19 protein-coding genes are annotated in these 21,991 nt (G+C 41.1%); 7 read left to right on the forward strand and 12 right to left on the reverse strand.

Translation table 11 applies throughout. The features are described from left to right. The 5 genes from dinD (at position 1) to KDJ85_RS15475 (ending at position 4,736) form a co-directional block, all read left to right on the forward strand. Positions 1-828, forward strand: a complete 828-nt coding sequence (gene dinD / locus KDJ85_RS15455; RefSeq protein ID WP_225820415.1) for a DNA damage-inducible protein D — start codon at positions 1-3, stop codon at positions 826-828. A gap of 319 nt (positions 829-1,147) precedes the next feature. Continuing rightward, the gene (locus KDJ85_RS15460; RefSeq protein WP_225820416.1) at positions 1,148-2,458 is read left to right on the forward strand and encodes an MFS transporter; all 1,311 of its coding nucleotides are present in this window, start codon (positions 1,148-1,150) and stop codon (positions 2,456-2,458) included. 41 nt (positions 2,459-2,499) lie between these two features. After that, entirely contained in the window at positions 2,500-3,147 is a 648-nt protein-coding gene (locus KDJ85_RS15465) for an RraA family protein (protein WP_225820417.1), read from the forward strand. A gap of 9 nt (positions 3,148-3,156) precedes the next feature. After that, positions 3,157-3,948, forward strand: coding sequence for a carbon-nitrogen hydrolase family protein (locus KDJ85_RS15470; RefSeq protein ID WP_225820418.1), 792 nt, complete (start codon positions 3,157-3,159; stop codon positions 3,946-3,948). A gap of 164 nt (positions 3,949-4,112) precedes the next feature. Continuing rightward, the gene (locus KDJ85_RS15475; RefSeq protein WP_225820419.1) at positions 4,113-4,736 is read left to right on the forward strand and encodes a GntR family transcriptional regulator; all 624 of its coding nucleotides are present in this window, start codon (positions 4,113-4,115) and stop codon (positions 4,734-4,736) included. 81 nt (positions 4,737-4,817) lie between these two features. On the opposite strand, the gene KDJ85_RS15480 is transcribed toward KDJ85_RS15475, so the two are convergent. The 3 genes from KDJ85_RS15480 to KDJ85_RS15490 form a co-directional block, all read right to left on the reverse strand. Then, positions 4,818-6,074, reverse strand: coding sequence for a nucleoside permease (locus KDJ85_RS15480; protein WP_225820420.1), 1,257 nt, complete (start codon positions 6,072-6,074; stop codon positions 4,818-4,820). Beyond that, a complete protein-coding gene (locus KDJ85_RS15485; protein WP_225820421.1) occupies positions 6,071-6,988 on the reverse strand; it encodes a DMT family transporter in 918 nt (305 codons plus the stop codon). The genes KDJ85_RS15480 and KDJ85_RS15485 overlap by 4 nt, the downstream gene beginning before the upstream one ends. A gap of 65 nt (positions 6,989-7,053) precedes the next feature. Further along, on the reverse strand, positions 7,054-7,872 hold the full coding sequence (locus KDJ85_RS15490) for a purine-nucleoside phosphorylase (RefSeq protein ID WP_206085679.1): 819 nt from the start codon (positions 7,870-7,872) through the stop codon (positions 7,054-7,056). Positions 7,873-8,061: 189 nt separating this feature from the next. Here KDJ85_RS15490 and KDJ85_RS15495 point away from each other — a divergent pair, with 189 nt between their 5' ends. Beyond that, a complete protein-coding gene (locus KDJ85_RS15495; RefSeq protein ID WP_225820422.1) occupies positions 8,062-9,264 on the forward strand; it encodes an ROK family protein in 1,203 nt (400 codons plus the stop codon). 77 nt (positions 9,265-9,341) lie between these two features. Beyond that, positions 9,342-10,121: a hydroxyethylthiazole kinase gene (gene thiM / locus KDJ85_RS15500; RefSeq protein WP_225820423.1), complete on the forward strand. Its 780-nt coding sequence runs from the start codon at positions 9,342-9,344 to the stop codon at positions 10,119-10,121. Between the two features lie 28 nt (positions 10,122-10,149). Here thiM and KDJ85_RS15505 read toward each other — a convergent pair whose 3' ends face one another. The 9 genes from KDJ85_RS15505 to KDJ85_RS15545 all read right to left on the reverse strand — a co-directional run bounded on the left by KDJ85_RS15505 (position 10,150) and on the right by KDJ85_RS15545 (position 21,945). Beyond that, positions 10,150-10,854, reverse strand: a complete 705-nt coding sequence (locus KDJ85_RS15505) for a lipopolysaccharide core heptose(II) kinase RfaY (protein ID WP_225820424.1) — start codon at positions 10,852-10,854, stop codon at positions 10,150-10,152. Between the two features lie 188 nt (positions 10,855-11,042). Further along, positions 11,043-12,209: a nucleotide sugar dehydrogenase gene (locus KDJ85_RS15510; protein WP_225820388.1), complete on the reverse strand. Its 1,167-nt coding sequence runs from the start codon at positions 12,207-12,209 to the stop codon at positions 11,043-11,045. Positions 12,210-12,253: 44 nt separating this feature from the next. Beyond that, positions 12,254-13,255, reverse strand: a complete 1,002-nt coding sequence (locus tag KDJ85_RS15515; protein WP_225820425.1) for an NAD-dependent epimerase — start codon at positions 13,253-13,255, stop codon at positions 12,254-12,256. Between the two features lie 225 nt (positions 13,256-13,480). Then, complete coding sequence (locus KDJ85_RS15520; RefSeq protein ID WP_225820426.1) at positions 13,481-15,136, reverse strand: LTA synthase family protein; 1,656 nt, start codon at positions 15,134-15,136, stop codon at positions 13,481-13,483. Between the two features lie 70 nt (positions 15,137-15,206). Beyond that, positions 15,207-17,075 (reverse strand): selenocysteine-specific translation elongation factor, encoded by a 1,869-nt coding sequence (selB, locus tag KDJ85_RS15525; RefSeq protein ID WP_225820427.1) that lies wholly within the window; start codon positions 17,073-17,075, stop codon positions 15,207-15,209. Then, positions 17,072-18,463, reverse strand: coding sequence for an L-seryl-tRNA(Sec) selenium transferase (gene selA, locus KDJ85_RS15530; RefSeq protein WP_225820428.1), 1,392 nt, complete (start codon positions 18,461-18,463; stop codon positions 17,072-17,074). Before selA ends, selB begins: the two co-directional genes overlap by 4 nt. Before the next feature lie 22 nt (positions 18,464-18,485). Next, positions 18,486-19,421 (reverse strand): formate dehydrogenase accessory protein FdhE, encoded by a 936-nt coding sequence (gene fdhE, locus KDJ85_RS15535; RefSeq protein ID WP_225820429.1) that lies wholly within the window; start codon positions 19,419-19,421, stop codon positions 18,486-18,488. A gap of 298 nt (positions 19,422-19,719) precedes the next feature. Then, entirely contained in the window at positions 19,720-20,493 is a 774-nt protein-coding gene (locus tag KDJ85_RS15540; RefSeq protein WP_377210636.1) for an FCD domain-containing protein, read from the reverse strand. Positions 20,494-20,649: 156 nt separating this feature from the next. After that, positions 20,650-21,945: an MFS transporter gene (locus KDJ85_RS15545; protein ID WP_225820431.1), complete on the reverse strand. Its 1,296-nt coding sequence runs from the start codon at positions 21,943-21,945 to the stop codon at positions 20,650-20,652. Positions 21,946-21,991 lie beyond the last annotated feature (46 nt).

Below are 21,991 nucleotides of genomic sequence, written 5' to 3' on the forward strand. Positions count from 1 at the left end.
ATGGTGCCACAACAGCCTTTTGAAGATATTAGAAAAACGGATAATTCGGGAAATGAATACTGGTCAGCAAGAGAACTCGCTCCCTTACTCGATTATAAAGAATGGCGTAACTTTCAAAGAGTTCTCAATAAAGCAATGCAAGCTTGTGAAGCTAGTCATCAAGCCCCCTCAGACCATTTTGTTAGCATCAACAAAATGGTCACTTTAGGCTCTGGAGCACAACGTGAATTAGATGATATTAACCTCTCACGTTACGCCTGCTACCTTGTCGTTCAAAATGGCGATCCTAGTAAACCCGTTATTGCTGCTGGGCAAACCTATTTTGCACTACAAACAAGACGCCAAGAGCTCAACGATAACGCCTCATTTAAGCAATTGAAAGAGGATGAGAAACGATTATTTTTACGTAATGAACTGAAAGAACACAATAAACTACTTGTTGAAACAGCACAACAAGCAGGTGTCTCAACGGGCATTGATTTTGCTGTTTTTCAAAATCATGGTTATCGTGGGTTGTATGGTGGGCTTGACCAAAAAGGTATTCACCAACAGAAAGGTTTAAAAAAATCGCAAAAAATACTCGACCATATGGGTTCAACAGAACTTGCGGCCAACTTGTTTAGAGCAACTCAAACAGATGAAAAGCTCAAACGAGATAACATCCAAAGTAAAACAGAAGCGAATCAAACTCACTTTGAAGTGGGCCAAAAAGTGAGAGAAACCATTAAAGAACTTGGCGGTACCATGCCAGAAAATCTGCCAACCCCAGAAAAAAGCATAAGACAACTCGCTCAAAAAGAGGCGAAAAAAAAGAAAATTGATAAATAACGTCTATGTTAAATCTAGAAATACGTCAGCATTTCTAGATTTAACTATTTCCCACGGCAACAAACGCTTAATTTACCCATGCGCCCTAAAAAACATAGTGCATTGATTAATAACAAATTAATCTTTGATAATTGTTTTATCGAAAAAACATGAGCCCGCTCATAAATCCACCAAATGTTTTGATTTCAATCACAGATAACAAAACAGATCTTTGACAGGCCAATAACGGGTTATTAACATCCATCTTGTATACAAGTTGAATTCAATATAAATACAATAAAATTAATTACCTCTACAGACCAATAAAAAAGGTAAGACTATGTCATACAAAGACTCTGTGATAGCACCTACAGCAAAAGACACACCAGGGCGTTTACGCTGGGGTTTAGCAGCAATATTTTTTATTATCGGTTTGATTGCCTATATGGATCGCGCCAATATTTCCATTGTTGCGGAACATATGATGACCGATTTAGGTATGAGTAAAGTCCAATTTGGTTTTTTAGGCGCATTATTTTCTCTTGGTTATGCATTGGCACAAATTCCAAGTGGAATATTAGCGGAACGCTTTGGTAGTCGGTTAATTGCGACAATAAGCTTATATGTTTGGTCCGCATTTACCATTCTAACGGTGGTTGCACCGACTTACCTCTGGTTATGTATCGTTCGTTTTTTCTTTGGTGTTGGTGAGGCTCCTCTATACCCTTCAAATGCTGTCTTTAATACTTGGTGGTTTCGTCAAAATGAAAAAGCCAGAGCAGCAAGCTTCTTATTGGCAGGCTCTTATTTTGGCCCAGTCATCGCTCCTACCCTTACTGTTTTCATTATGATTTCTTTCGGTTGGCACGCTGTTTTCTACATCTTTGGAGTCATTGGTATTTTAATTGGTTTAATCTGGTACTTCTGCGCTCGCAATAAACCAGAACAGCACCCTAAGATTTCACAAAGCGAAATCGCATTTATACAAAGTGGCCGAACAATCAGTGAGAATGGCGGTGAAGATGTCAAAGCTCCATGGCGTAAGTTCATGAAAGAGCGTCCATTTTGGGCTGTAGGCTTTCAATACTTTTTTGTCGCCTATATGACTACGTTATTTATGATTTGGTTACCAACTTACCTCCAAGAAGCACGCGGATTTTCACTAACTCAAATGGGTGTTGCGGCAAGTTTCCCATGGTTAGCCATTTGTATTGCTGTGCTTACCGCGGGTTCAGTATCTGACTGGCTACTCAATAAAGGCTACTCCCAATTAGTGGCAAGGGGCTACATCGCCATTACTGGTTTTATCCTGTTTATTGTTGGGATTTGTGGTGCTGCTCAAACGGAGAGCGCTGTTGCAAGTGTCGCATGGCTAACCCTTGCCCTTGGTGCTTTAGGCCTGCCCGTTGTGACGTCGTGGGCAATCGCTGCTGATAAAGGCCGTCAATATGCGGGATCAGTAAGTGGATGGATGAATCTGTGGGGCAATTTGGGTGGTGTTATTTCTCCAATTTTATGCGGCTGGCTTGCCCAACACTTTGGGTGGACAGTTGCCTTACTTTTCAACGTGATACCGATTAGTTTAGCCATTATTTGCTGGTTCTTCATTCAACCTGATAAGCCTCTAGCAGCGGCTGTAAACCAAGATTAGTTTTACTCATACACTCTAATATAATGAATAAAAGGTGCCCTATGTTTACGTTAAATCCTCGAATTACCTGTTTTAGCCAAGAAGTGATCGAAAGCTGCCGCGATGTTTGCCCGTCAACAATTGGCCATATGACCGATTTTGGCTTCATCAAAACACTACGCCCGCAAATTGAAAAAAACCAGTTCATTGGCCACGCGGTGACTGTACGAATTCCACATATGGACTCTTCAGCAGTACATAAAGTCTTTGATATTGTTCAAGAAGGTGATGTTGTTTGCATTGATATGTCAGGAGATTATGACCGCGCCTGTTGGGGTGAGATGGTGTCCTATATGGCGCGAGCCAAAAAAATCGCTGGGGCTGTTATCGATGGTTGCGTAACTGATATCAAAGCGCTGCGTGAGATTGGTGTCCCTGTATTTGCTCGCAAAGTCAGCCCGCTAACAACTCGAATTCTGGGGATTGAAGGCGCAATCAATGTGCCAATCAGTGTCGATGGCGTCACTATCCACCCAGGCAATTTAATTATTGCAGATGGCGATGGCATTTTAGTCGCTGATGAAGTGACATTGCAAGAATACCGCCAACACGCACTTAACGCACAACATGCTGAAATTGATGTCAAAAAACGCATTGATGCGGGTGAAACCTTAGCCGCTATTTCAGGCGCTGCAAAATATTTCGAATAAGGAGCAAACATGAAAGTTGCAATTGCCCAACTAGCCAGTAGCCCTAATAAAGAACAAAACTTGAAAAAAGCCTGTGATGCCATACAAAAGGCGGCTCAAGGCGGAGCAGATTTAGTTCTATTACCTGAAATGTTTATGGCATTTGTTCCCGCGGATAGTGGTATCAGCTATGCGGATGTCGCAGAAAACGTTGATGGTCCTTTTGTTTCTCAACTAGCCAAAACAGCAAAAGAGTGTGGAATTTATGTGGTTTGTGGTATTTATGAACGGGCTGAAAATGAACCTAAACGCGCGTTTAACACCACCATTATGTTAAACCGCCAAGGGGAACTCATTTATCATTACCAAAAAACACATTTATATGACGCATTCTCTTATCAAGAGTCACTCAATATCATTCAAAGTCATAATGAATTGAAACCTGTCGAAACCGAATTTGGGAAAATTGGTATTTTAGTATGCTATGAGCTGCGTTTCCCAGAAGTCGCCCGTAAATTAGCATTAGCTGGAGCAGACTTACTCTTAGTCCCAACAGCTTGGGTCAGTGGGCCTCTCAAAGAAGAACACTACCAAACCCTAGTAAAAGCCCGTGCTCTAGAAAATACCATCCCTGTTTGTGCGTGCGACCAAACCAGTAATATTTTTATTGGACGCAGCTTAATTTGTGATGCTCTTGGCGTAACAATTGCTTCTGCAGGCTATGATGAAACTGTGTTCTTCGCTGAAATTTCCCCCGAGCACACAGCTGAAACTCGTCAAAAATTACCCTGTATGGAAAACCGCCGTCCTGAATTATATTAACGCAATCAAAACTGGCATGGATGCTGGTTTATTATCCATATTATCACCAATAATTAACCGTCATTTGCTTGTTATCTAAACAATATAAAGTTAGTACTTTACTTGTATACCAATCTATTCCTTTCTATACTCACTGAAATTTCTACTTTTGATACAAGATCCTGATGAAAGATAAACCACTCAGCCAACAAGCCTATACGGCTATTAAACATAAAATTCTCAGTAAGCAGTTTGGCGAGGAAAGCTATACCTCTGAGAACAGCTTAGTTGAAGAACTTGGTATGAGCCGAACTCCAATTCGTGAAGCACTATATCAGCTACAAAATGAAGGTTTGGTTAAAATTATTCCACGCAAAGGGGTATTTATCCAAAAACTGTCCTTAAAAGAAACACGGGATAATTATGATTTACGCTTAGCCATTGAGTCTCATGCGATTAAACTCGTCCGTGATTATTTAACTGAGGAACACTTCGCTTGCTTAGATGCGATAATTGAACAGCAAAAAACGCTACTTGCCGAAAATAATTACCAAGGTTGGATTAAAGAAGATGAGCGCTTTCATCGGTTCTTTTTAGAGTTACTCGATAACACTGTCTTTTTAGATTTAGCGGATAATATTCGCCAGCGTGTTTATTTTCAGCCAGACCCCATTTATCGTAATGAATATTACTTTGAGTCTACACGTCAACATCAACAACTTGTCGAACAACTCAAGCAAAAGGCTTTCAGCCAAGCAGAAGAAACTCTGACAGAACATATTCTTCGAGGTAAGCGTAACTATGTTTAGCGTTGAGTTACGCCAAAAAGAAAAAGCCAAATTAATGGCTTTCTCTTTTTACGTTTTGTTCGTTATGTTTAACAGATTATCTTAGCTAGCTTTGGCTTCCTTCATTGCCGCGTCTTTATCGTGGCTATAATGGAAGGTAAATTGGAAAATAATCGCTAAAACAATTGTGTAAGACGAAAAGACCAGCCAAATCATTTGCCAATCTTTAATACCGTCAACAGTATAGTAATCGACAACCAACCCGCTGAGAATGGCACCAAAATAAGCACCGACACCATTCACCATGGTCATAAATAACCCTTGGGCACTCGCTCGCATTCGTGTATCGACTTCCCGTTCAATAAATATTGAACCTGAAATATTAAAGAAATCAAATGCACAACCATACACAATCATCGACATGATTAAGAACATCAAACCAATCGCTGATGGATCTCCGAAAGCAAAGAAACCAAACCGCAATGTCCATGCAAACATACTTAATAACATAACGGTTTTAATGCCATAACGTTTTAAGAAGAATGGAATTGCTAAAATAAAACACACTTCCGCCATTTGCGAGATAGATAATAATATGGAGGGGTATTGCACCACTAAACTATCTTGATACAGCGGATTGAGACCAAAATCGTGTAAGAACGGGTTACCAAATGTATTGGTTATTTGTAAAACCGCACCAAGCAACATCGCGAATAAGAAAAATACAGCCATTATTGGCTTCTTAAATAATACTAACGCATCTAAGCCCAACTTACTCATCCAGCTACTTGAAATGGCTTTTTTATTCACTTCAATTTTAGGTAATGTTAGGGAATATGCGGCTAATAGCAGCGAACATCCCCCTGCTATATATAGTTGCATACTGCTGAGTTCAAATTTTAATAAGCTAATACTCCACATGGCGACAATAAACCCGACCGTTCCAAATACACGAATTGGTGGGAAGTTACTGACCGAATCCAATTGGTATTGGCTTAGTGATGAGTAACTAATGGTATTTGAGAGGGCAATTGTCGGCATAAATGCCATCGCATTTATCAACATCACCCAAAACATCACCGATGAGCTAGTGACTGTAGCGGCATAAAACAGTGCAGCTGCCCCTATCAAATGGCAGATCATATATAAGCGATTCGCTGGGATATATTTATCCGCAATAATGCCGATAAGCCCTGGCATTAAAATAGCCGCAATGCCTTTAGAGCTATAAACTAAACCAACTTCAGCCCCTGAGAAACTCAAGGTTTTCATCATGTACGAGCCGAGCGTAACTAACCAACTTCCCCAAACAAAATATTGCAGGAAAAGCATGATTTTCAAGCGGGATTTAATGTTCATACGAAGCTCCGTTTGGAGTTACATGTGTTTATTTTTATTTTCAGCTCAGCGATAGCCACCCCCATTAAAATGACGGCAACACCTACAAACTGAATGAATTCGAGGGGTAATTGCAGAACAGTCACTGACAGTAAAATAGTAACGGGTAACTGCATTGAGCTCACAATGGTCGCTAAACTTGTACCAATCAGGGGCGTGCCTTTAGCAAACATCCACATACCGAAGAAAGAACCAAAGAAAGCCAGAGGTAATCCATAAGTAAAAAACAGCGATTGAAACGTTGATACACTAAACAAGAATGTTGGTGGCACTATAATAGAGGTCAAAATTGCGCCTCCCGTCACCATAATTGCCGAGCGCATCATCGGATCCGTTTTTACAGCCAATGCGCCACTCACATACACCCGTATCGCATTTGATAATGCTGCACATAATCCTAATAGCACACCTGCCCAATGAAATACGATATCTTGGCTATTTAATAACCCTGTCGCCAGTATGGTACCAATTAAGATCACTATGACAGAAACAATTGTCATTAATGGGGGTATTTGGCGGTTTACGACAGCATTAATCGCCACTCCCATCCATGTAAATTGAAGAAATAGCACCACACCTAATGCAGGGGATAAATACTGCAACGATGCGTAATATAGTAAGCCCGTTAGACCCGTCGTCGTCCCCGTTAACAACATCAAAAGACCTTGTTTCCGAGTTGGCCACATTAAGCGAGCTCTTTTCACTAATGCGCCGACAACAACAAAAAACCATAACAAAATTGCACCAAGTACCGTTTGGCTACCGATTACATCATTCAGGGAATAACCTGCGCGATAAGCCAAAACAACTAATGTTGAAAGAATGCCGTAACTACAAGCGCCTAAAGAAACTAAAATCAGACCTTTAAATTTCATTTCAATATTCACCTTATTAATAATTACAGCATCTTTATTTTATTTTGAGAAAAAGAATCTTTAAATTAGAAACGCGCAATCACACCCGTGACAAGTTTCAAGAATGTCGCTTTCACTTTTTCTGCGGTTTCAATCACTTCATCATGGCTTAATGGTTGTTCCAAAATTCCGCATGCCATATTAGTTAAGCAGGAAATTCCTACGGTTTTAATTTGTGAATGATGTGCAACTAATGCTTCTGGTACTGTCGACATACCGACTGCATCAGCACCTAATGTTCTGATCATGCGAATTTCTGCTGGCGTTTCGTAAGTCGGGCCGGTCCACCATGCGTAAACCCCTTCTCGTACAGAAACACCCTGTTCAGAAGCGACATCTTTGATTGTTTGGCGTAACTCTTTGTTGTATACCTCGCTCACATCCAAGAAACGAACACCCAACTCAGGGTTATTCGGCCCCATTAATGGATTATTTGCTGTCAGGTTAATGTGATCGGTAATAATCATCAGGTCACCTGGGTTAAAATCGGTATTTACCGCGCCACAGGCGTTAGTAATAATCAATTTTTCAACACCGAGTGCTTTCATCAAACGCACAGGGAAAGTCACTTGGTCTAATGAAAAACCTTCGTAATAGTGAAAACGGCCTTTCATTGCAACCACGGTTTTACCCGCGATCGTACCAATGACTAATTCGTTGGCATGGCCAACCGCTTCAGATTTGGCAAAATGAGGCACTTCGCTATAAGGGATATGAACCGCATTTTCTAATGTATCTGCAAATGGGCCCAGCCCAGAGCCTAAAATGATCCCGACAGTTGGCTTTAATTCCGTACGCGACTGAATAAATTTCAGGCTTTCTAAAATATCTTTTGTCTGGTGCATGGCTATCTCCAAATTAAAATCGAATACAGATTGTTAAAATCGATCATAGCGTAATTTAAAAACAGAACAGCGATCTTAATCTCATTTTAAGAAAAAGTTTTTAGGTATGATGTGTAGCATAATGCAGAACTTTATATAGAGATTTGCTAATCTTAAGCCCAATGGTTGGAACGAAAAGGAGTGAGGCGCTTGTTACATACATTATTAAATGAATTTCGCACCTCAAAAAATTCAAAAACACAAAAACTGAAAGTGCTTTACCGATTAATTCTCAATCATGGGCCAATTCGAGCCGAGATGCTCGCTACACTCGCGAGTATGAAGCCAGCCACCTGTGCCAGGCTGCTAGATGAGCTGAGTAAATGCCAATTAATTTCAACCTCTGAGCTGGGTGAATCCACAGGAGGACGTAAGCCCATTTTGTACAGTATCAACCCTGCGGATGGTTACCTTGTTGGTATTGAAATGAGTGATATCTATTCCACCATTGTTTTACAAAACCTAAAACTTGAAATTCTAGGGATGGTGAAAGTCAAATATGAGCACTTAGAAACGGCTGAGAACATGCTTGACCATCTGCTTGGTAAAGTCGATTCACTACTTGCTGAACATCAACTTAGCCTAGAAAATCTGCTCGGTATCGGCATTGCTATCGACCATATTTTAGAGCGTGACAAGCTCCCTTATCATCAATACAACTCGCGCATTAAAGGACTCTACGACTACATTACCCAAAAAGTACCGTGCTTTGTGCTACTGGGAAGCGGGATCAGTTTTGCCGCATTTGCCGAATACCGATTACGTTATACGTCTGATAGCCAACGATTTTTATTTACCACTTGCGACACGGACATTCGCAGCTGCACGATCATCAATAATCATTACGCACCCGCACCAATTAGCACTGCGCAGGCATTTGGCCATACAACGATTGATATTAATGGGCAACGCTGTGAATGTGGCTCGTTTGGCTGTTTAAAGCAGTACAGTTCGTTATCCGCCATAAAATCTCGGGTGATCCAACAGCTCAGATTAGGTAAAAACTCGGTCATTAATGATCTTGTTAATAATGAAGCCGATATTAACTACCACACAATTTTCCAAGCGCTGACATTAAACGACACCATTTGTCTCGAAGCTCTTGAAGAAGCAGCTTATTATTATGGAATCGCTATCGCGAATGCTATTTTAACCACTCAAGCAGATGTCGTTGTTTGTGGTGGAACCTTAACACCCAAAAATCACTTCTTTGAAATGACGAAAAAATCTATTGAAGAAAAATTAGCCGCCTTTCCCCATATCCAAACACGTATTTATGCAGCCAATGACTCTTATGAAATTGTCGCACAGGGTGCAGGGGGGATGGTAATGGAAAATTACCTTTCAGATTAACGACTTCTTTCATTAAAAGGGATAGAGTGTAGAATAAATCCACTATTTTATACTCTATTATGCAGAATGAGGGGATCATGACCGAATTTGAACATATCAACGATGCTGTAAGATCACAGATATTACAGCAACTTCACAGCACATCCCCTCTCGTTCACTGCATGACTAATGATGTCGTTCAAACCTTTACCGCAAATGTCCTATTAGCGCTAGGCTGTTCCCCCGCGATGGTCATTGAACTCGAAGAAGCCGAGCAATTTGCAACTATGGCAAATAGCCTATTAATCAATGTCGGCACACTCACGGCGGATAGGCAACAAGCCATGAAATACGCTGTACACAGTGCAAATACCGCAGGAACGCCTTGGGTTCTTGACCCTGTTGCCGTTGGTGCTTTAACTTTTCGTACCCATTTTTGCCATGAGCTTCTTGGCCTTAAACCTGCTGCAATTCGGGGCAATGCATCCGAAATTATGGCATTAGCAGGTAACAGTCTCGGTGGCCGGGGAGTCGACTCTCTAAACTCCACTGATGATGCCCTTCCTGCAGCACAATCACTAGCCAAACAAGCAAACACGATTGTCGCCATCAGTGGTGAAATTGATTATGTCACTGATGGCAAACGCACCATTGCAATCGAAGGTGGGGATATTTTAATGACTCGCGTAGTTGGAACGGGATGCGCACTATCCGCTGTCGTTGCCGCTAGCTGTGCGCTATCTGGTGATAGGCTACAACATGTTGCAACCGCTTGTACACTAATGAAGCTGGCAGGGGAAACAGCGACACAGCGCTGTCGCGGTACCGGTAGCTTTATCCCAGAGTTTTTAGATGCACTTTATCAATTAAATCCATAAATTCACCAATAAGAAAACTTAATTAAGTCTATAACCGAGTTTTCTTACCTCGTAATTTTCTAGACCAATGCCGAAAGTTATCCCTAAAACGAATAAACCGATAAGCCCCGTTTTTTTTGTCTGGCTCAATACCATAAAAACGTTTTAAGGCGATTAAGTCATTTGCTTTACATATGGTTAAATTTCCGTAATCAGACAAATCAATCACTTTCAGTCCCTTCTCTGTCAAGACAAAGTTTCCTGCATGAATATCATTAGAAGATAAACCATAGCGATGAAGTTGGTCGATAACCGATTTCATTTCAGCATAATAAGGCGTTAGCTCATCCAGTTCTGACAGGACAGTTCCTTCAACATATTCAGCAATAATCCACGTTTCAACTGATTCGCGGCATTGCATTTTTTCTGCCACAAAATAGATGTCATTTGTAACAGTGCAGCCCTGATTTTGTGCGGAGACTAAACGCGTTAATAAACGTGAATAAAATGGGCCAGATAACATACGCATCACTCGTTTTTCAATGCGTTTATCCCGCTCTTTTTCACATTTGATAATATAATTTTTGCCATTTAGTTGAATACGTTCGACACTTCGTTCTGCATTTCCACTGCCTAAATCTTTACCGACAATTCGTCCATCAATATAGTCAGTCATGACTTGCCAAAAATCAATTTCACCTGTTTTTTGGTAAGTTATGAAGTCGCCTCTTTGTTTTTTTATAATTTTTTGCATGACAAAACGCCCGCTTTTCAATCAATCAGCGGATGCTAACAAATGAAAAAAGACATTTCTTAGCGATTCTTGCAAAAATAGTTCAAAAATAAAGAAGTTGTGGAATACCGCACAAAACGAGCGGTTTTTAGGAAAGAAAAGGTGAGAAATAGGCTGGCAAACTGCCAACCCATTCTTACTATTAATATTTAGTCATTACCAAATAAATCACGAGTATAGACTTTATCGGCCACATCTTCGATTTCAGGCACCATACGGTTGGCTAAGATGATGTCGCACTGGGCTTTAAATTCCGCTAAGTCATTGACCACTTTTGAGCGGAAAAACTCGGTTTCTTTCATGACAGGCTCATACACCACCACTTCAATACCTTTGGCTTTGATGCGCTTCATGATGCCCTGCACCGCAGAGGCACGGAAGTTATCTGAACCCGCTTTCATCACTAAGCGATAAACCCCCACTTTACGTGGCGCTTTAGCAATAATTGCGTCCGAAATGAAATCCTTACGGGTACGGTTGGATTCGACAATCGCGTTAATTAGGTTATTCGGGACGTCATCGTAGTTGGCGAGCAATTGCTTGGTGTCTTTCGGTAAACAATAACCGCCGTAACCGAATGATGGGTTATTATAATGGCTGCCAATGCGTGGGTCTAAGGAGACTCCCTCAATAATTTGGCGTGCATTTAAACCACGGCTTTCTGCGTAAGTATCCAGCTCATTAAAATACGCGACGCGCATTGCTAAGTAAGTGTTAGCGAACAGTTTAATGGCTTCGGCTTCGGTTCCATCCGTGAATAACACGGGAACGTCTTTTTTGATGGCACCTTCAAGCAGCAAATCCGCAAAAATTTGCGCGCGCTCAGAACGCTCACCGACCACAATACGGGACGGATGCAAGTTATCCCACAATGCACGGCCTTCACGTAGAAATTCGGGGGAGAAAATCACGTTGGTGTAGCCAAATTCTTCCCGTAAACGTGCGGTAAACCCGACAGGAATGGTCGATTTTACGATAATCGTGGCAGTTGGGTTGATTTCATTCACATCGTGAATAACCGATTCCACCGATTTGGTATTGAAATAGTTGGTTTTTGGGTCGTAGTCTGTTGGCGTCGCAACAATCACGTACTGCGCCCCCGTATAAGCGTCCACTTTATCTTCCGTGGCGCGGAAATTCAGTGTTTTTTCCGTTAAAAACTGTTCAATCTCCGTGTCGACAATCGGTGATTGGTGGTTGTTCAACATCGCCACTTTTTCGGGAATGATATCCACCGCAACCACTTCGTGGTGTTGTGACAGTAACATGGCGTTAGATAGACCGACGTAGCCGGTTCCTGCGATTGCTATTTTCAAACTTGCCTCTCAAATCCTGCTACGGATATTACAGGTTGTTGATATTATTGATGGTAATAAGAACGATACCAATCAACAAACGCCTGAACACCCTGTTCAATAGAAACCTGTGGGCGATAACCTGTTACATTAAACAGGTCTTCAGTATCTGCCCAAGTTGTGTATACATCCCCAGCTTGCATCGGTAAAAAGTTTTTAATTGCTTCTTTTCCAAGGGCTTTTTCTAACGCAGAAATAAACTCAATCAGCTTAACTGGCTGTCCATTACCAATATTATAGATACGATACGGTGCGCTGCTTTGCGCTGGCGATGCTGAATGATTGTTTGGGTCTGCTTGAGGGATTATATCGGAAATTCGTATCACCCCTTCGACAATATCATCAACAAAAGTGAAATCGCGGCTCAGATTGCCGTTATTATAAACATCAATAGGTTCGCCCGCTAAAATAGCTTTAGTAAATTTAAATAATGCCATATCAGGACGCCCCCATGGCCCATACACCGTAAAGAAGCGCAAACCTGTTGTTGGCAACTGATATAAGTGTGAATAGGAATGGGACATTAATTCATTGGCTTTCTTTGTTGCAGCATACAATGAAATGGGGTGATCTGTAGGCATGTCTGTGGTAAATGGCGCACTATCCGTCACACCGTACACAGAACTAGAAGAAGCATACACCAGATGCTTCACTTTCGCTTGACGGCAGCCTTCTAAAATCGACAAATGCCCAGTTAAGTTACTATCCGCGTAAGCAAATGGATTTTCTAACGAGTAACGCACACCGGCTTGAGCGGCAAGATGGATCACTCGGTCAAACTGCTCTTGGGTGCATAGTACTCTGACCGTTTCACGATCCGTCAAATCAAGGTGAATAAAGCGGAATAAGGGATGCTGCTCTAATAAATGTAAACGAGATTGTTTAAGACCCTGATCGTAATAGGCATTTAGGTTATCAATTCCAACAACTTCATGCCCATTTTCTAATAAGCGCTGACACAATCTAAAACCAATAAAACCTGCACTTCCCGTGACCAAGTATTTCATATTTATCGTCTTCTAGCATTAAACCATTCATAAAGCTCAAAAGAGCACCAAGTTCCACAGAAAAAATTAACTTAATTTAAGACAAAAAAAACAGTGGATGGTTTTATGGTTAGAATAATAATGTGTAAAAAAACGGTGAATTTTAAGGAAGTATTAAGATTTCAAAAATCGACATAAAAGAAAGCCGCAAGTTTGCTACAACCTGCGGCCAATCATCACAATTTATTAAGTCCCGTTTTTATCTGCCGCTTCCAATGTGCGATAAAGGTAATTACGGTAACTATCTAACAGTTTTTGGTCCTCACAATCATTGAGTTTGCCATCACATAAATGACGCATTTTGATATTTGCTTCATAGAATGGGGAAATCTTTAGGTTTGCTCTTTCCAGCAAAATTCCACCCAAGAATGAAATATCGGTTAATTTCCCTGTTTTGATTGCAGTACCTGATTTTAAATTGTCCCGCAATGTAAATTGCGTTAAATACGCAGGGGATGAAAATGGTGAATCGTACTGATTTAGGCTAATACCTGGTTGATGGTCACCAAAATATAAAAACATTAACGGGCGGTCGCGCTTATCAATAAACTCAGCGAAATCTCGCATTGCGCCATCAGATGCGGTAATTTTTTCCATATAATGGCTAAATTCACCAGCAGCATCTTTATGTTTAATTTTATCTTTTATACCGAAATCATCACTGTGTGTTTCTTTATAGGGTCCATGTTCATACATGGTCAAAGAGAAGATAAAAACTGGCTTATCCGTCTCTTTTGCTAAGATTTCTTTGACGTATTTCAGCATGTCGTCCGTACTAATAGTCCACAGATTATCTTGTAATTTTCCTGGGTACCCGAATTCCTGCGGCTGAATAATTCTATCCACACCTAATGTTTCGTATGCATGTCCCGAATGATAAGCCCCTTTATTAAATGGCGTCAGCACAACGGTATAATAACCATTAGCTTTCATTTCTTTAAATAAGCTATTTTTCAGGTTATCAACAATAAAGTAAAACACCCCACTTTTTTGTGCCCCAAAATCATCACTATTTAGCCCTGTTAATGCTGAAAACTCAGATAACCAAGTGCCACCACCAAAGGTTTGGACTCGCATTTGACTATGGGCAGTGACCCCTGCATCTTGCTGGAACATAAATAAATTAGGGAGTTTAGTGCCTTCTGGCAAATCATAAATATGCGGGTCAACTGTTGATTCTTGCAGTAATAAAACAATATCTGGTTTTTCTGATGGTGTATCATTTTTCAATGATACTGTTGCTGCTTTTTCAATAAAATAATCCGCAGAGCCTGAAAATACAGGTGAATGATAAGTGGAATTTTTTGCAGACATAATAATGTTGGTGACTGTTCCACGGCCTTTTGGCAACGTTTGTGACCACCGATCATAATAATGGGCACTTGCAAAATTAATGGCAAAATAGCCCACCACAACTAATAGCACACCGATAATACGTGGAACTCGTGATTGGCTTGGCTTAATTAAACGCCAACTAATGATGCCATTAACTACCAATAAAATGAGTAGCCCAACTAATGCGACGCCAGCTAACCAATAATGGCTTAATGTGCCCATATTGGAAGTGTCGGTCATGATGTTAATATCGGTAAAAAAAAGCTGTTCTTTGTAGTAATGGACCTTTAGCTGATTTAGGAATTTTATGATAATGAACAGAGTACTGGTGATGACAACAGAAAATAACCAACGAGCTGTTAATACCATTAAAATACCGAACAAAACGGCATATACACTGACCGATATAAGTGCGGGATAAATCACGCTACTTTTCTCAAATACCAAGAAAAGAGAGCCAATAAAAATCAATGCCAGATAAAAGCCTGCAAATAACTTTTTCTTCATCAGTTTTACCACAAGTTTAATATGATAGGTTTGCTATGGGGTACTACTATAGCGGATCGAAACACTCTATTTATTCAACGAAAATGCCTTTATCTCGTAAATAGTGCCCATCGCCTTTGCGACGAGTAAAACCGCTTTTATCAAAAAACTCAAGAATTTGTATCGCAAGTTTTCGACCAATCCCTAACTCATTACGAAAATCAGCAGCAAAAATGACGTCATTTTCCAAACAATGGCGGCGGATTAGTGATGCAAAATGATTAATTTGCTCATGGCTATAGTAACGATCACGCACGATAGCGGTGATTAACCCCATTTGAGCCGCTTTTTTGAGCACTCGGCGCATAGTCTCTTCTTCATGCCCAGTTTCTACCGCTAAATCACGTACCCACCATGCCTCATTGCGTGTCAATAAAGGGAAAATTTGTTGCCAAATCACTTCCTGCTGGGCATCAAAAATCAGTCCATGCTGCGGCATATGCAACCAACCGCGCGTTTGCTTAATCGTTCCATTTTCAATCAAGTCATTGATTAATTTGAAAACTAACGCATCACTCATTGAAGGCAGTGCCATACGTTTTAAACGCGCTTTTCCAACGCCTATTTGGTCGCTATGTACTTCATTAAATTTTTCAAGCGTTTGAATTAATCGGTCTTTCGCAGTTTGTGCTTTAAACGCAGAGAGAACGCTATTCCCAACATGTTCTGCATCCGTTTGCACCAATATGCTTTCAAGTACATCACCTGTTAACTGCCTAGCCCAACCATAGTCTTGTAGGTCTAATTCACCTTGAGGAAGTTGCAGCTTGAAATGCGTTAGCTCATCACCTTCTTTCGATAATAAAGCTAACCAATCTAAAAATTCTGGAAGGCGCTTTCCTCGACGAGGAGAGGTTAATCTGAGCACTCTAGCCCCTCCTAATGTTTGGCGGGCACTGATATCTCGAATAATCAATCGGTCATTATCAGCTAACCATAATGGGGTATCTAAAATTAACTCGGCAAGAACAGGGGTTTCACCTTGCTCAACCAATAAAGAAACTCGCCCAGTGATATGACTTGCACCATGGTATAAGTGGACAGGCTGCCAATGCTTAATGAGCGAGTCACACTCCAGTTCAACAATCACACGATTAGCGATAAATGCAGGTTTTTCAGCCAGTAACCAATCACCTCGGGTGATATCTTCTTTATCAATATCACCTGAAAGATTTAATGCAACACGGTCACCCGCCTGTGCAAAATCTGCAGGTTGATTTTGCCGATGGATTCCCCTAACGCGCACTTGCTTATCTGCACCTGTCACCCACAATGAACCGCCAACTTGAACCTGGCCTGCAAGGGCCGTTCCTGTCACAACAATCCCTGCGCCTTTAACATGGAAAACACGGTCTATCGCTAAACGAAAACGACGTTGTAAATTTCCATGTGTTCCACTTTGCTGATGTAACTGCTGCAAATATTCGCGTAATGCATCAATACCACGTCCATCTAAGGTCGAGGTGATAAACAAAGTCGCATTAGGCCAACCTTGTTGAGATAATTCAGATTTAACCTGTTCAGCCACCTGTTCAATACGTAAATCATCAGCGCGGTCTGCTTTCGTTAAAATAACTGTGATATTTTGGCAACCTGCAAGCCTTAAAATAGACAAGTGTTCAAGAGTTTGCGCCATCACGCCATCATCACACGCCACGACAAGTAGTGCATGATTAATCCCGCCGATTCCCGCCAACATATTAGCTAAGAACTTTTCATGCCCTGGAACATCAATAAAACCAATAGCACTACCATCACGTTGAGGCCAATAGGCATAGCCCAAATCGATAGTCATCCCACGCTTTTTCTCTTCAGGAAGATGCGCAGTATTTACACCTGTAATTAGTTGAATTAATGATGTTTTCCCATGATCAACATGGCCTGCAGTTGCGAAAATCATGAAAGTAAAACCTGTAATAGTGCATGTTCATCATCGAGGCAGCGCAAATCTAGCCACAGTTTCCCATCTTTCATTCGTCCAATCACAGGTTCAGATAATTGGCGCCAATGAGACGCTAACTGCTCCAATGTACCGCCTTTACCATTGAGAGGCGCAAAGGTAATCGCAAAGCTTGGCAATCTATCAATAGGTAATGAACCACTACCAATTTGTGACAAGCAAGGTTCAATTTCAACGATAAACTTGTCACCATAGAATGCCTGTAAAGCCACTAACACATTATCTGCACCACGACGAATTGTCTCAGGGTCACGCGTTAACCAACGTAATGTCGGTAAATCATTGGCCAGTTTTTCAGGAGTAAGATAGAGCTTTAATGTCGCTTCCAGTGCCGCTAGCGTCATTTTGTCGACCCGTAAAGCACGTTTTAATGGGTGTTTTTGTATAGCATCAATCCATTTTTTCTTCCCAAGAATGATCCCTGCTTGTGGGCCTCCTAGCAGTTTATCTCCTGAAATAGAAACCAAATCAATACCTTGAGCGAGATAAGTATGAGGCATAGGCTCCGCAGGCAAACCGTATGCCGTCATATCAATCATGGAGCCACTGCCTAAATCAATCGCTGTGGGAAGCTGGTATTTTTTTCCTAACTCAGCCAGTTCATGGCCTTCAACCTCAGCGGTGAAGCCTTCAATGCTATAGTTACTGGTATGCACCTTCATTAATAGTGCGGTGTGCTCATTAATCGCATTTTCGTAATCACGTAAGTGAGTGCGATTAGTGGTACCCACTTCAACCAGTTGACAACCCGCTTGAGACATTACATCTGGCACACGAAAAGCACCGCCAATTTCAACCAACTCGCCGCGAGAAACAATCACTTGCTGACCATTTGCCACCGTTGCAAGCAACAATAAGACTGCTGCGGCATTGTTATTTACAATACAAGCATCCTCTGCGCCCGTGAGTTCGCAAAGTAAGTCTGCAATTGCGCGATCCCGATGACCACGCATTGCGCCATCAAGAGAATATTCTAATGTGACAGATGAACTCATCGCTTTGCTAACTGCATCAATCGCTGTTTTGGACATCACCGCTCGCCCAAGATTGGTATGCAAAACCGTTCCCGTTAGATTAAAGACATTTTTTAATGCACTTTGGCCTAATTCATCGTGGCGTTTAGCAAGCTCTTTTAGCCAGTCAATATGCCAATCTGGTAGCTGTCCCTGCTGAGAGATACACTTTCGCGCTTGTTCCTGCATTTCACGTAAACACGTGGTGACCCAATGCAACCCCGACTGTTCAACCAATATTTGCACTTCATCAAGCTGCAATAGTTTGTCAACTGAGGGTAATTGTCGATATAACGCTAAGTTTGCTTCCACCATAGTCACTATTCTCTTTTACAACTTACTTTTCGCCAGGAAACAGGAAAGGGTTAATACTGCTACGAGCAAAGCCTTCTTCTTCCATACGCGCATCAAGAATAATTGAGGCTAAATCATCCGCAACGGCTTCCACTTTGGCTTCTTTTTCTTGGTAAAGAATTTTAAGATAACTGCCGCAATCGCCGCAACTTTCCGCCTTCACCGCCGCATTTTCATCATCAAGAGACCAATAGTTTAACTTACCTGTTTGCTCGCAGTTGCTACACTTCACTCGTACCATGTGCCATTCGGTTTCACACAAGTTACAGTGTAAATAGCGTAAACCTTGAGAAGTCCCAATTTGAACAATGCTAGAAACAGGCATGCTATTACACACAGGGCAAAAATGACGATGATCACCGTGTTCTGCACGCGCTTTACCTGGAATATTCGCCGCCATTTGCGCCCAATAAACAGAAAGCGCAGCCCAGATAAACATAGACTTATCTGCTGGTACCTTTTCAAACTCTTCATTTAATAACGCTGTCGCCATGGCTTCTAATTCGTTTTCAGATGCCTTATCTAAATTTTCGAGCGCTGGACGTACAGATTCAGGAACAACTGGCATTAATTCTGCAATTATTGATTTTAATAATTTATGCCAATGTGTTGTACGAGGCAGTGTTTTAGCATCCAACGGCGGATTATTGGTATGAGTTGCACGCTCTAAAACCACTGTCATATCAATATCTAGTGGATTATCATGCTGTGCATTATGTTGTGCAGTTGCCACTTCAGCTGCAAAGCTAAGATAGTCAGCAAAAGGGTGTTCCCCAATACCTAGCTCTTTCAGTCTCTCTGCTCGACGTTGGTATAAGCTTTTTAAGTTAGGGAACAAAACTGGTGGGATAAAGCCAATGCCTTTTTCTTTTAACCTTTCTTGTCCTAACTCTTCTTTAGGAACGATACGAATACCCATTGCATTCTCTCTTCTTTATTTTTGAACGATTTTTTGAGCATATAGAGTAACCCTACACACTAATTGATCGTTCCTATTTTATGCCATCAGCAAAAATTGCTGCTATTAACTGCTCAGGATAAAACAAAATTGCCTAGGTCGCTAGCTTGGCACCTTTGTATCTATGCGGGGATTGATCTAATAAGGGTTTTAGCGGTTATCATGAATAAAATAACAAAACAAATTTACCTTAAATGAGAAAGCAATTGAGCCGCGACCCATAAACTTTTCATTTATTTAGGCGGCTCAACAAAACACATTAGTTTTTAATTAAATCGACAGGATAGGAGTTAAATAGATAACCATCAAAATTCGGGTCGTCAACATCAGAAAGCTCGAGTAACCGCTGCTTTACATTTTCCAAATGTTGCCACATGGCTCCTTTTGCTGCTGCTGGGTCTTTTTTAATCATCGCGGCTAAGATAACTTCATGGTCTGTCATCCACGCTTTTCGGTAATCTTTATCTGTAATACGCGCATGTAATTTAAGCCACATGGGGTTATTTTCACGCCATTCCCATGATTGCTTCAGAAGTTCAACTAACATGCTGTTGTGGGTTGCCTGTGCGATAGCAAGATGAAACTCACGATCGCCGGTTTCATCTTCCCCTGTTTTTAGCTCATCTCTTTCTCTTTTCAGAGCCTTACGCATGTTCGCAATATCCACAGGTGTCACCTGTGTTGCGGCAAATTCCGCAATATTACTTTCTAATAACTGCCTTGCCTGAAGTAATTCAAAAGGCCCAGCAGCATTAAGGGCCGAATCATCAGACTTATCCGCCTCTGCAACCTCTTTGTGCTCAGGCAGTGCAATCACATAAACGCCTGAGCCTTTACGCACTTCAATAAGGTTTTCAATTTCTAACATAATCAATGCTTCGCGTACAACAGCACGAGAAACATCTAGCATTTCAGCAATTTCGCGCTCTGGAGGAAGTCTGTCACCAATTGCATAGCTCATATTCGCGATCATTTGGCGTAAAGCATGGCCGACTTCCTGATAGGGGCGTTTATATTCAGTAAACTGTGTCATTACATTGGCCATTCAATGAAAACATAACTTTTGTTGCTTTTAGTTTAACAGATATTGGTCGACCAAAAATAGTTTTGTGCTAAACAATAGTGAGAAAAAATAAATAAAAAGGCGCGAGAAGCCAAATTCCGCGCCTTTTCAACTTACTTAAGCTGATTATGATGTGGCTAAAGAACTATCTTGATTATGCTCATTTTCTTCAGGTTCTTTTTTCTCTTTAATGAGGATCCACAATACCGCTGCACCAACTAAATCAAAGACAGCTAGTGCGATAAAGAATGGTCCAAAACCAATGATACCGACAAATGCACCGATGAATAAATTAAAGATTAACTGCCCAGTCCAAGCGCACGCACCTGCCATACCAACTGCGGTTGCAACTTCATTCTTTTTAAATAAATCTGCACCTAATGTTGCCGCAACCGTTGATAATAACTGGTGAGAAAACCCGCCAATACTAATAAGTAAAACTGCAATATATGGGTTTTCAACAATGCTCACTAAGCCAATGGTCGTCATCAAAATAGCGCCAATAGTAAAAGTAATGCGGCGTGAGTTAATTAATGAAATTCCACGGTCATTTAAAAATTTCGCAACAAAGCCGCTTGCTAAGCAACCTAAATCAGCCATTAAGAACGGCAACCAAACAAACATTGCGATTTCTTTGAGACTAAAATTGAGTGTTTCAACAAAGAAAATAGGTACCCAAAAGTTAATTGTTCCCCAGGCAGGGTCAGCAAGAAAACGAGAAATACCGATTCCCCAGAAATTACGTTGCTTCAAAATATTCTTGATAGATGTTTTTTCTTTTTTAGATGACTGAAGGTGTTTTTCTTGACCTTCTTCGATATACGCACGTTCTTCATCTGATAATCTTTTTGCGTCTTTAGGGTCTTTATAGAAGAAAAACCAAACAAATGCGGCAATAATGGCTAATATACCCGCAATAATGAACGCGAATTCCCAACTATGAAATAAGATAGCCCAAGCAATTAATGGTGGCGCTAACATGGCTCCGAACGAGGTTCCCATATTAAAGACACCCGTTGCAATACCACGTTCTTTAGCAGGAAACCATGTCGATGCTGTTTTCACACCCGCAGGAATTGCGGAAGCTTCACTGAACCCCATGATTCCACGCATAAAAGCCAAACCTTGCCATGAGCCTGTTAGTGCATGCCCCATGGTAGCTAAGCCCCAAACTAATGCACAAATAAAAAACCCTAATTTCAAACCGATTGTATCAATGAAAAAACCCATGATTGGTTGACCAATTGTATAGGCTAATTGGAACGCACTCACAACCCATGAGTATTGTTCTTTCGTGATCCCTGTCGTTTCCATGATGGTTGGAGCAGCAACACCCAGTGCTGTTCTATCTAAATAGTTAATTATGGTGATGAAGCAAACCAAAAGAATCATATACCATCGATAATGTTTTAACTTTTTCATAATCAGCCTTTTACATTTTATATTTTTCTAGTAATCCTGAATGAAT

It is taken from the genome of Providencia vermicola (genome assembly GCF_020381325.1).
In the GTDB taxonomy this organism is placed as follows: domain Bacteria; phylum Pseudomonadota; class Gammaproteobacteria; order Enterobacterales; family Enterobacteriaceae; genus Providencia; species Providencia vermicola.

Bases quoted from the DNA above. Each gene is read 5' to 3' on its own strand.
- KDJ85_RS15540 (WP_377210636.1), bottom strand. From the start codon at position 20,493: ATGACACAGTTTACTGAATATAAACGCCCCTATCAGGAAGTCGGCCAT.
- KDJ85_RS15480 (WP_225820420.1), bottom strand. From the start codon at position 6,074: ATGAACATTAAATCCCGCTTGAAAATCATGCTTTTCCTGCAATATTTT.
- selA (WP_225820428.1), bottom strand. From the start codon at position 18,463: ATGGTGGAAGCAAACTTAGCGTTATATCGACAATTACCCTCAGTTGAC.
- KDJ85_RS15470 (WP_225820418.1), top strand. From the start codon at position 3,157: ATGAAAGTTGCAATTGCCCAACTAGCCAGTAGCCCTAATAAAGAACAA.
- KDJ85_RS15545 (WP_225820431.1), bottom strand. From the start codon at position 21,945: ATGAAAAAGTTAAAACATTATCGATGGTATATGATTCTTTTGGTTTGC.
- KDJ85_RS15460 (WP_225820416.1), top strand. From the start codon at position 1,148: ATGTCATACAAAGACTCTGTGATAGCACCTACAGCAAAAGACACACCA.
- fdhE (WP_225820429.1), bottom strand. From the start codon at position 19,421: ATGGGTATTCGTATCGTTCCTAAAGAAGAGTTAGGACAAGAAAGGTTA.
- thiM (WP_225820423.1), top strand. From the start codon at position 9,342: ATGACCGAATTTGAACATATCAACGATGCTGTAAGATCACAGATATTA.
- dinD (WP_225820415.1), top strand. From the start codon at position 1: ATGGTGCCACAACAGCCTTTTGAAGATATTAGAAAAACGGATAATTCG.
- KDJ85_RS15475 (WP_225820419.1), top strand. From the start codon at position 4,113: ATGAAAGATAAACCACTCAGCCAACAAGCCTATACGGCTATTAAACAT.
- KDJ85_RS15490 (WP_206085679.1), bottom strand. From the start codon at position 7,872: ATGCACCAGACAAAAGATATTTTAGAAAGCCTGAAATTTATTCAGTCG.
- KDJ85_RS15485 (WP_225820421.1), bottom strand. From the start codon at position 6,988: ATGAAATTTAAAGGTCTGATTTTAGTTTCTTTAGGCGCTTGTAGTTAC.
- KDJ85_RS15465 (WP_225820417.1), top strand. From the start codon at position 2,500: ATGTTTACGTTAAATCCTCGAATTACCTGTTTTAGCCAAGAAGTGATC.
- KDJ85_RS15520 (WP_225820426.1), bottom strand. From the start codon at position 15,136: ATGAAGAAAAAGTTATTTGCAGGCTTTTATCTGGCATTGATTTTTATT.
- KDJ85_RS15515 (WP_225820425.1), bottom strand. From the start codon at position 13,255: ATGAAATACTTGGTCACGGGAAGTGCAGGTTTTATTGGTTTTAGATTG.
- selB (WP_225820427.1), bottom strand. From the start codon at position 17,075: ATGATTTTCGCAACTGCAGGCCATGTTGATCATGGGAAAACATCATTA.
- KDJ85_RS15505 (WP_225820424.1), bottom strand. From the start codon at position 10,854: ATGCAAAAAATTATAAAAAAACAAAGAGGCGACTTCATAACTTACCAA.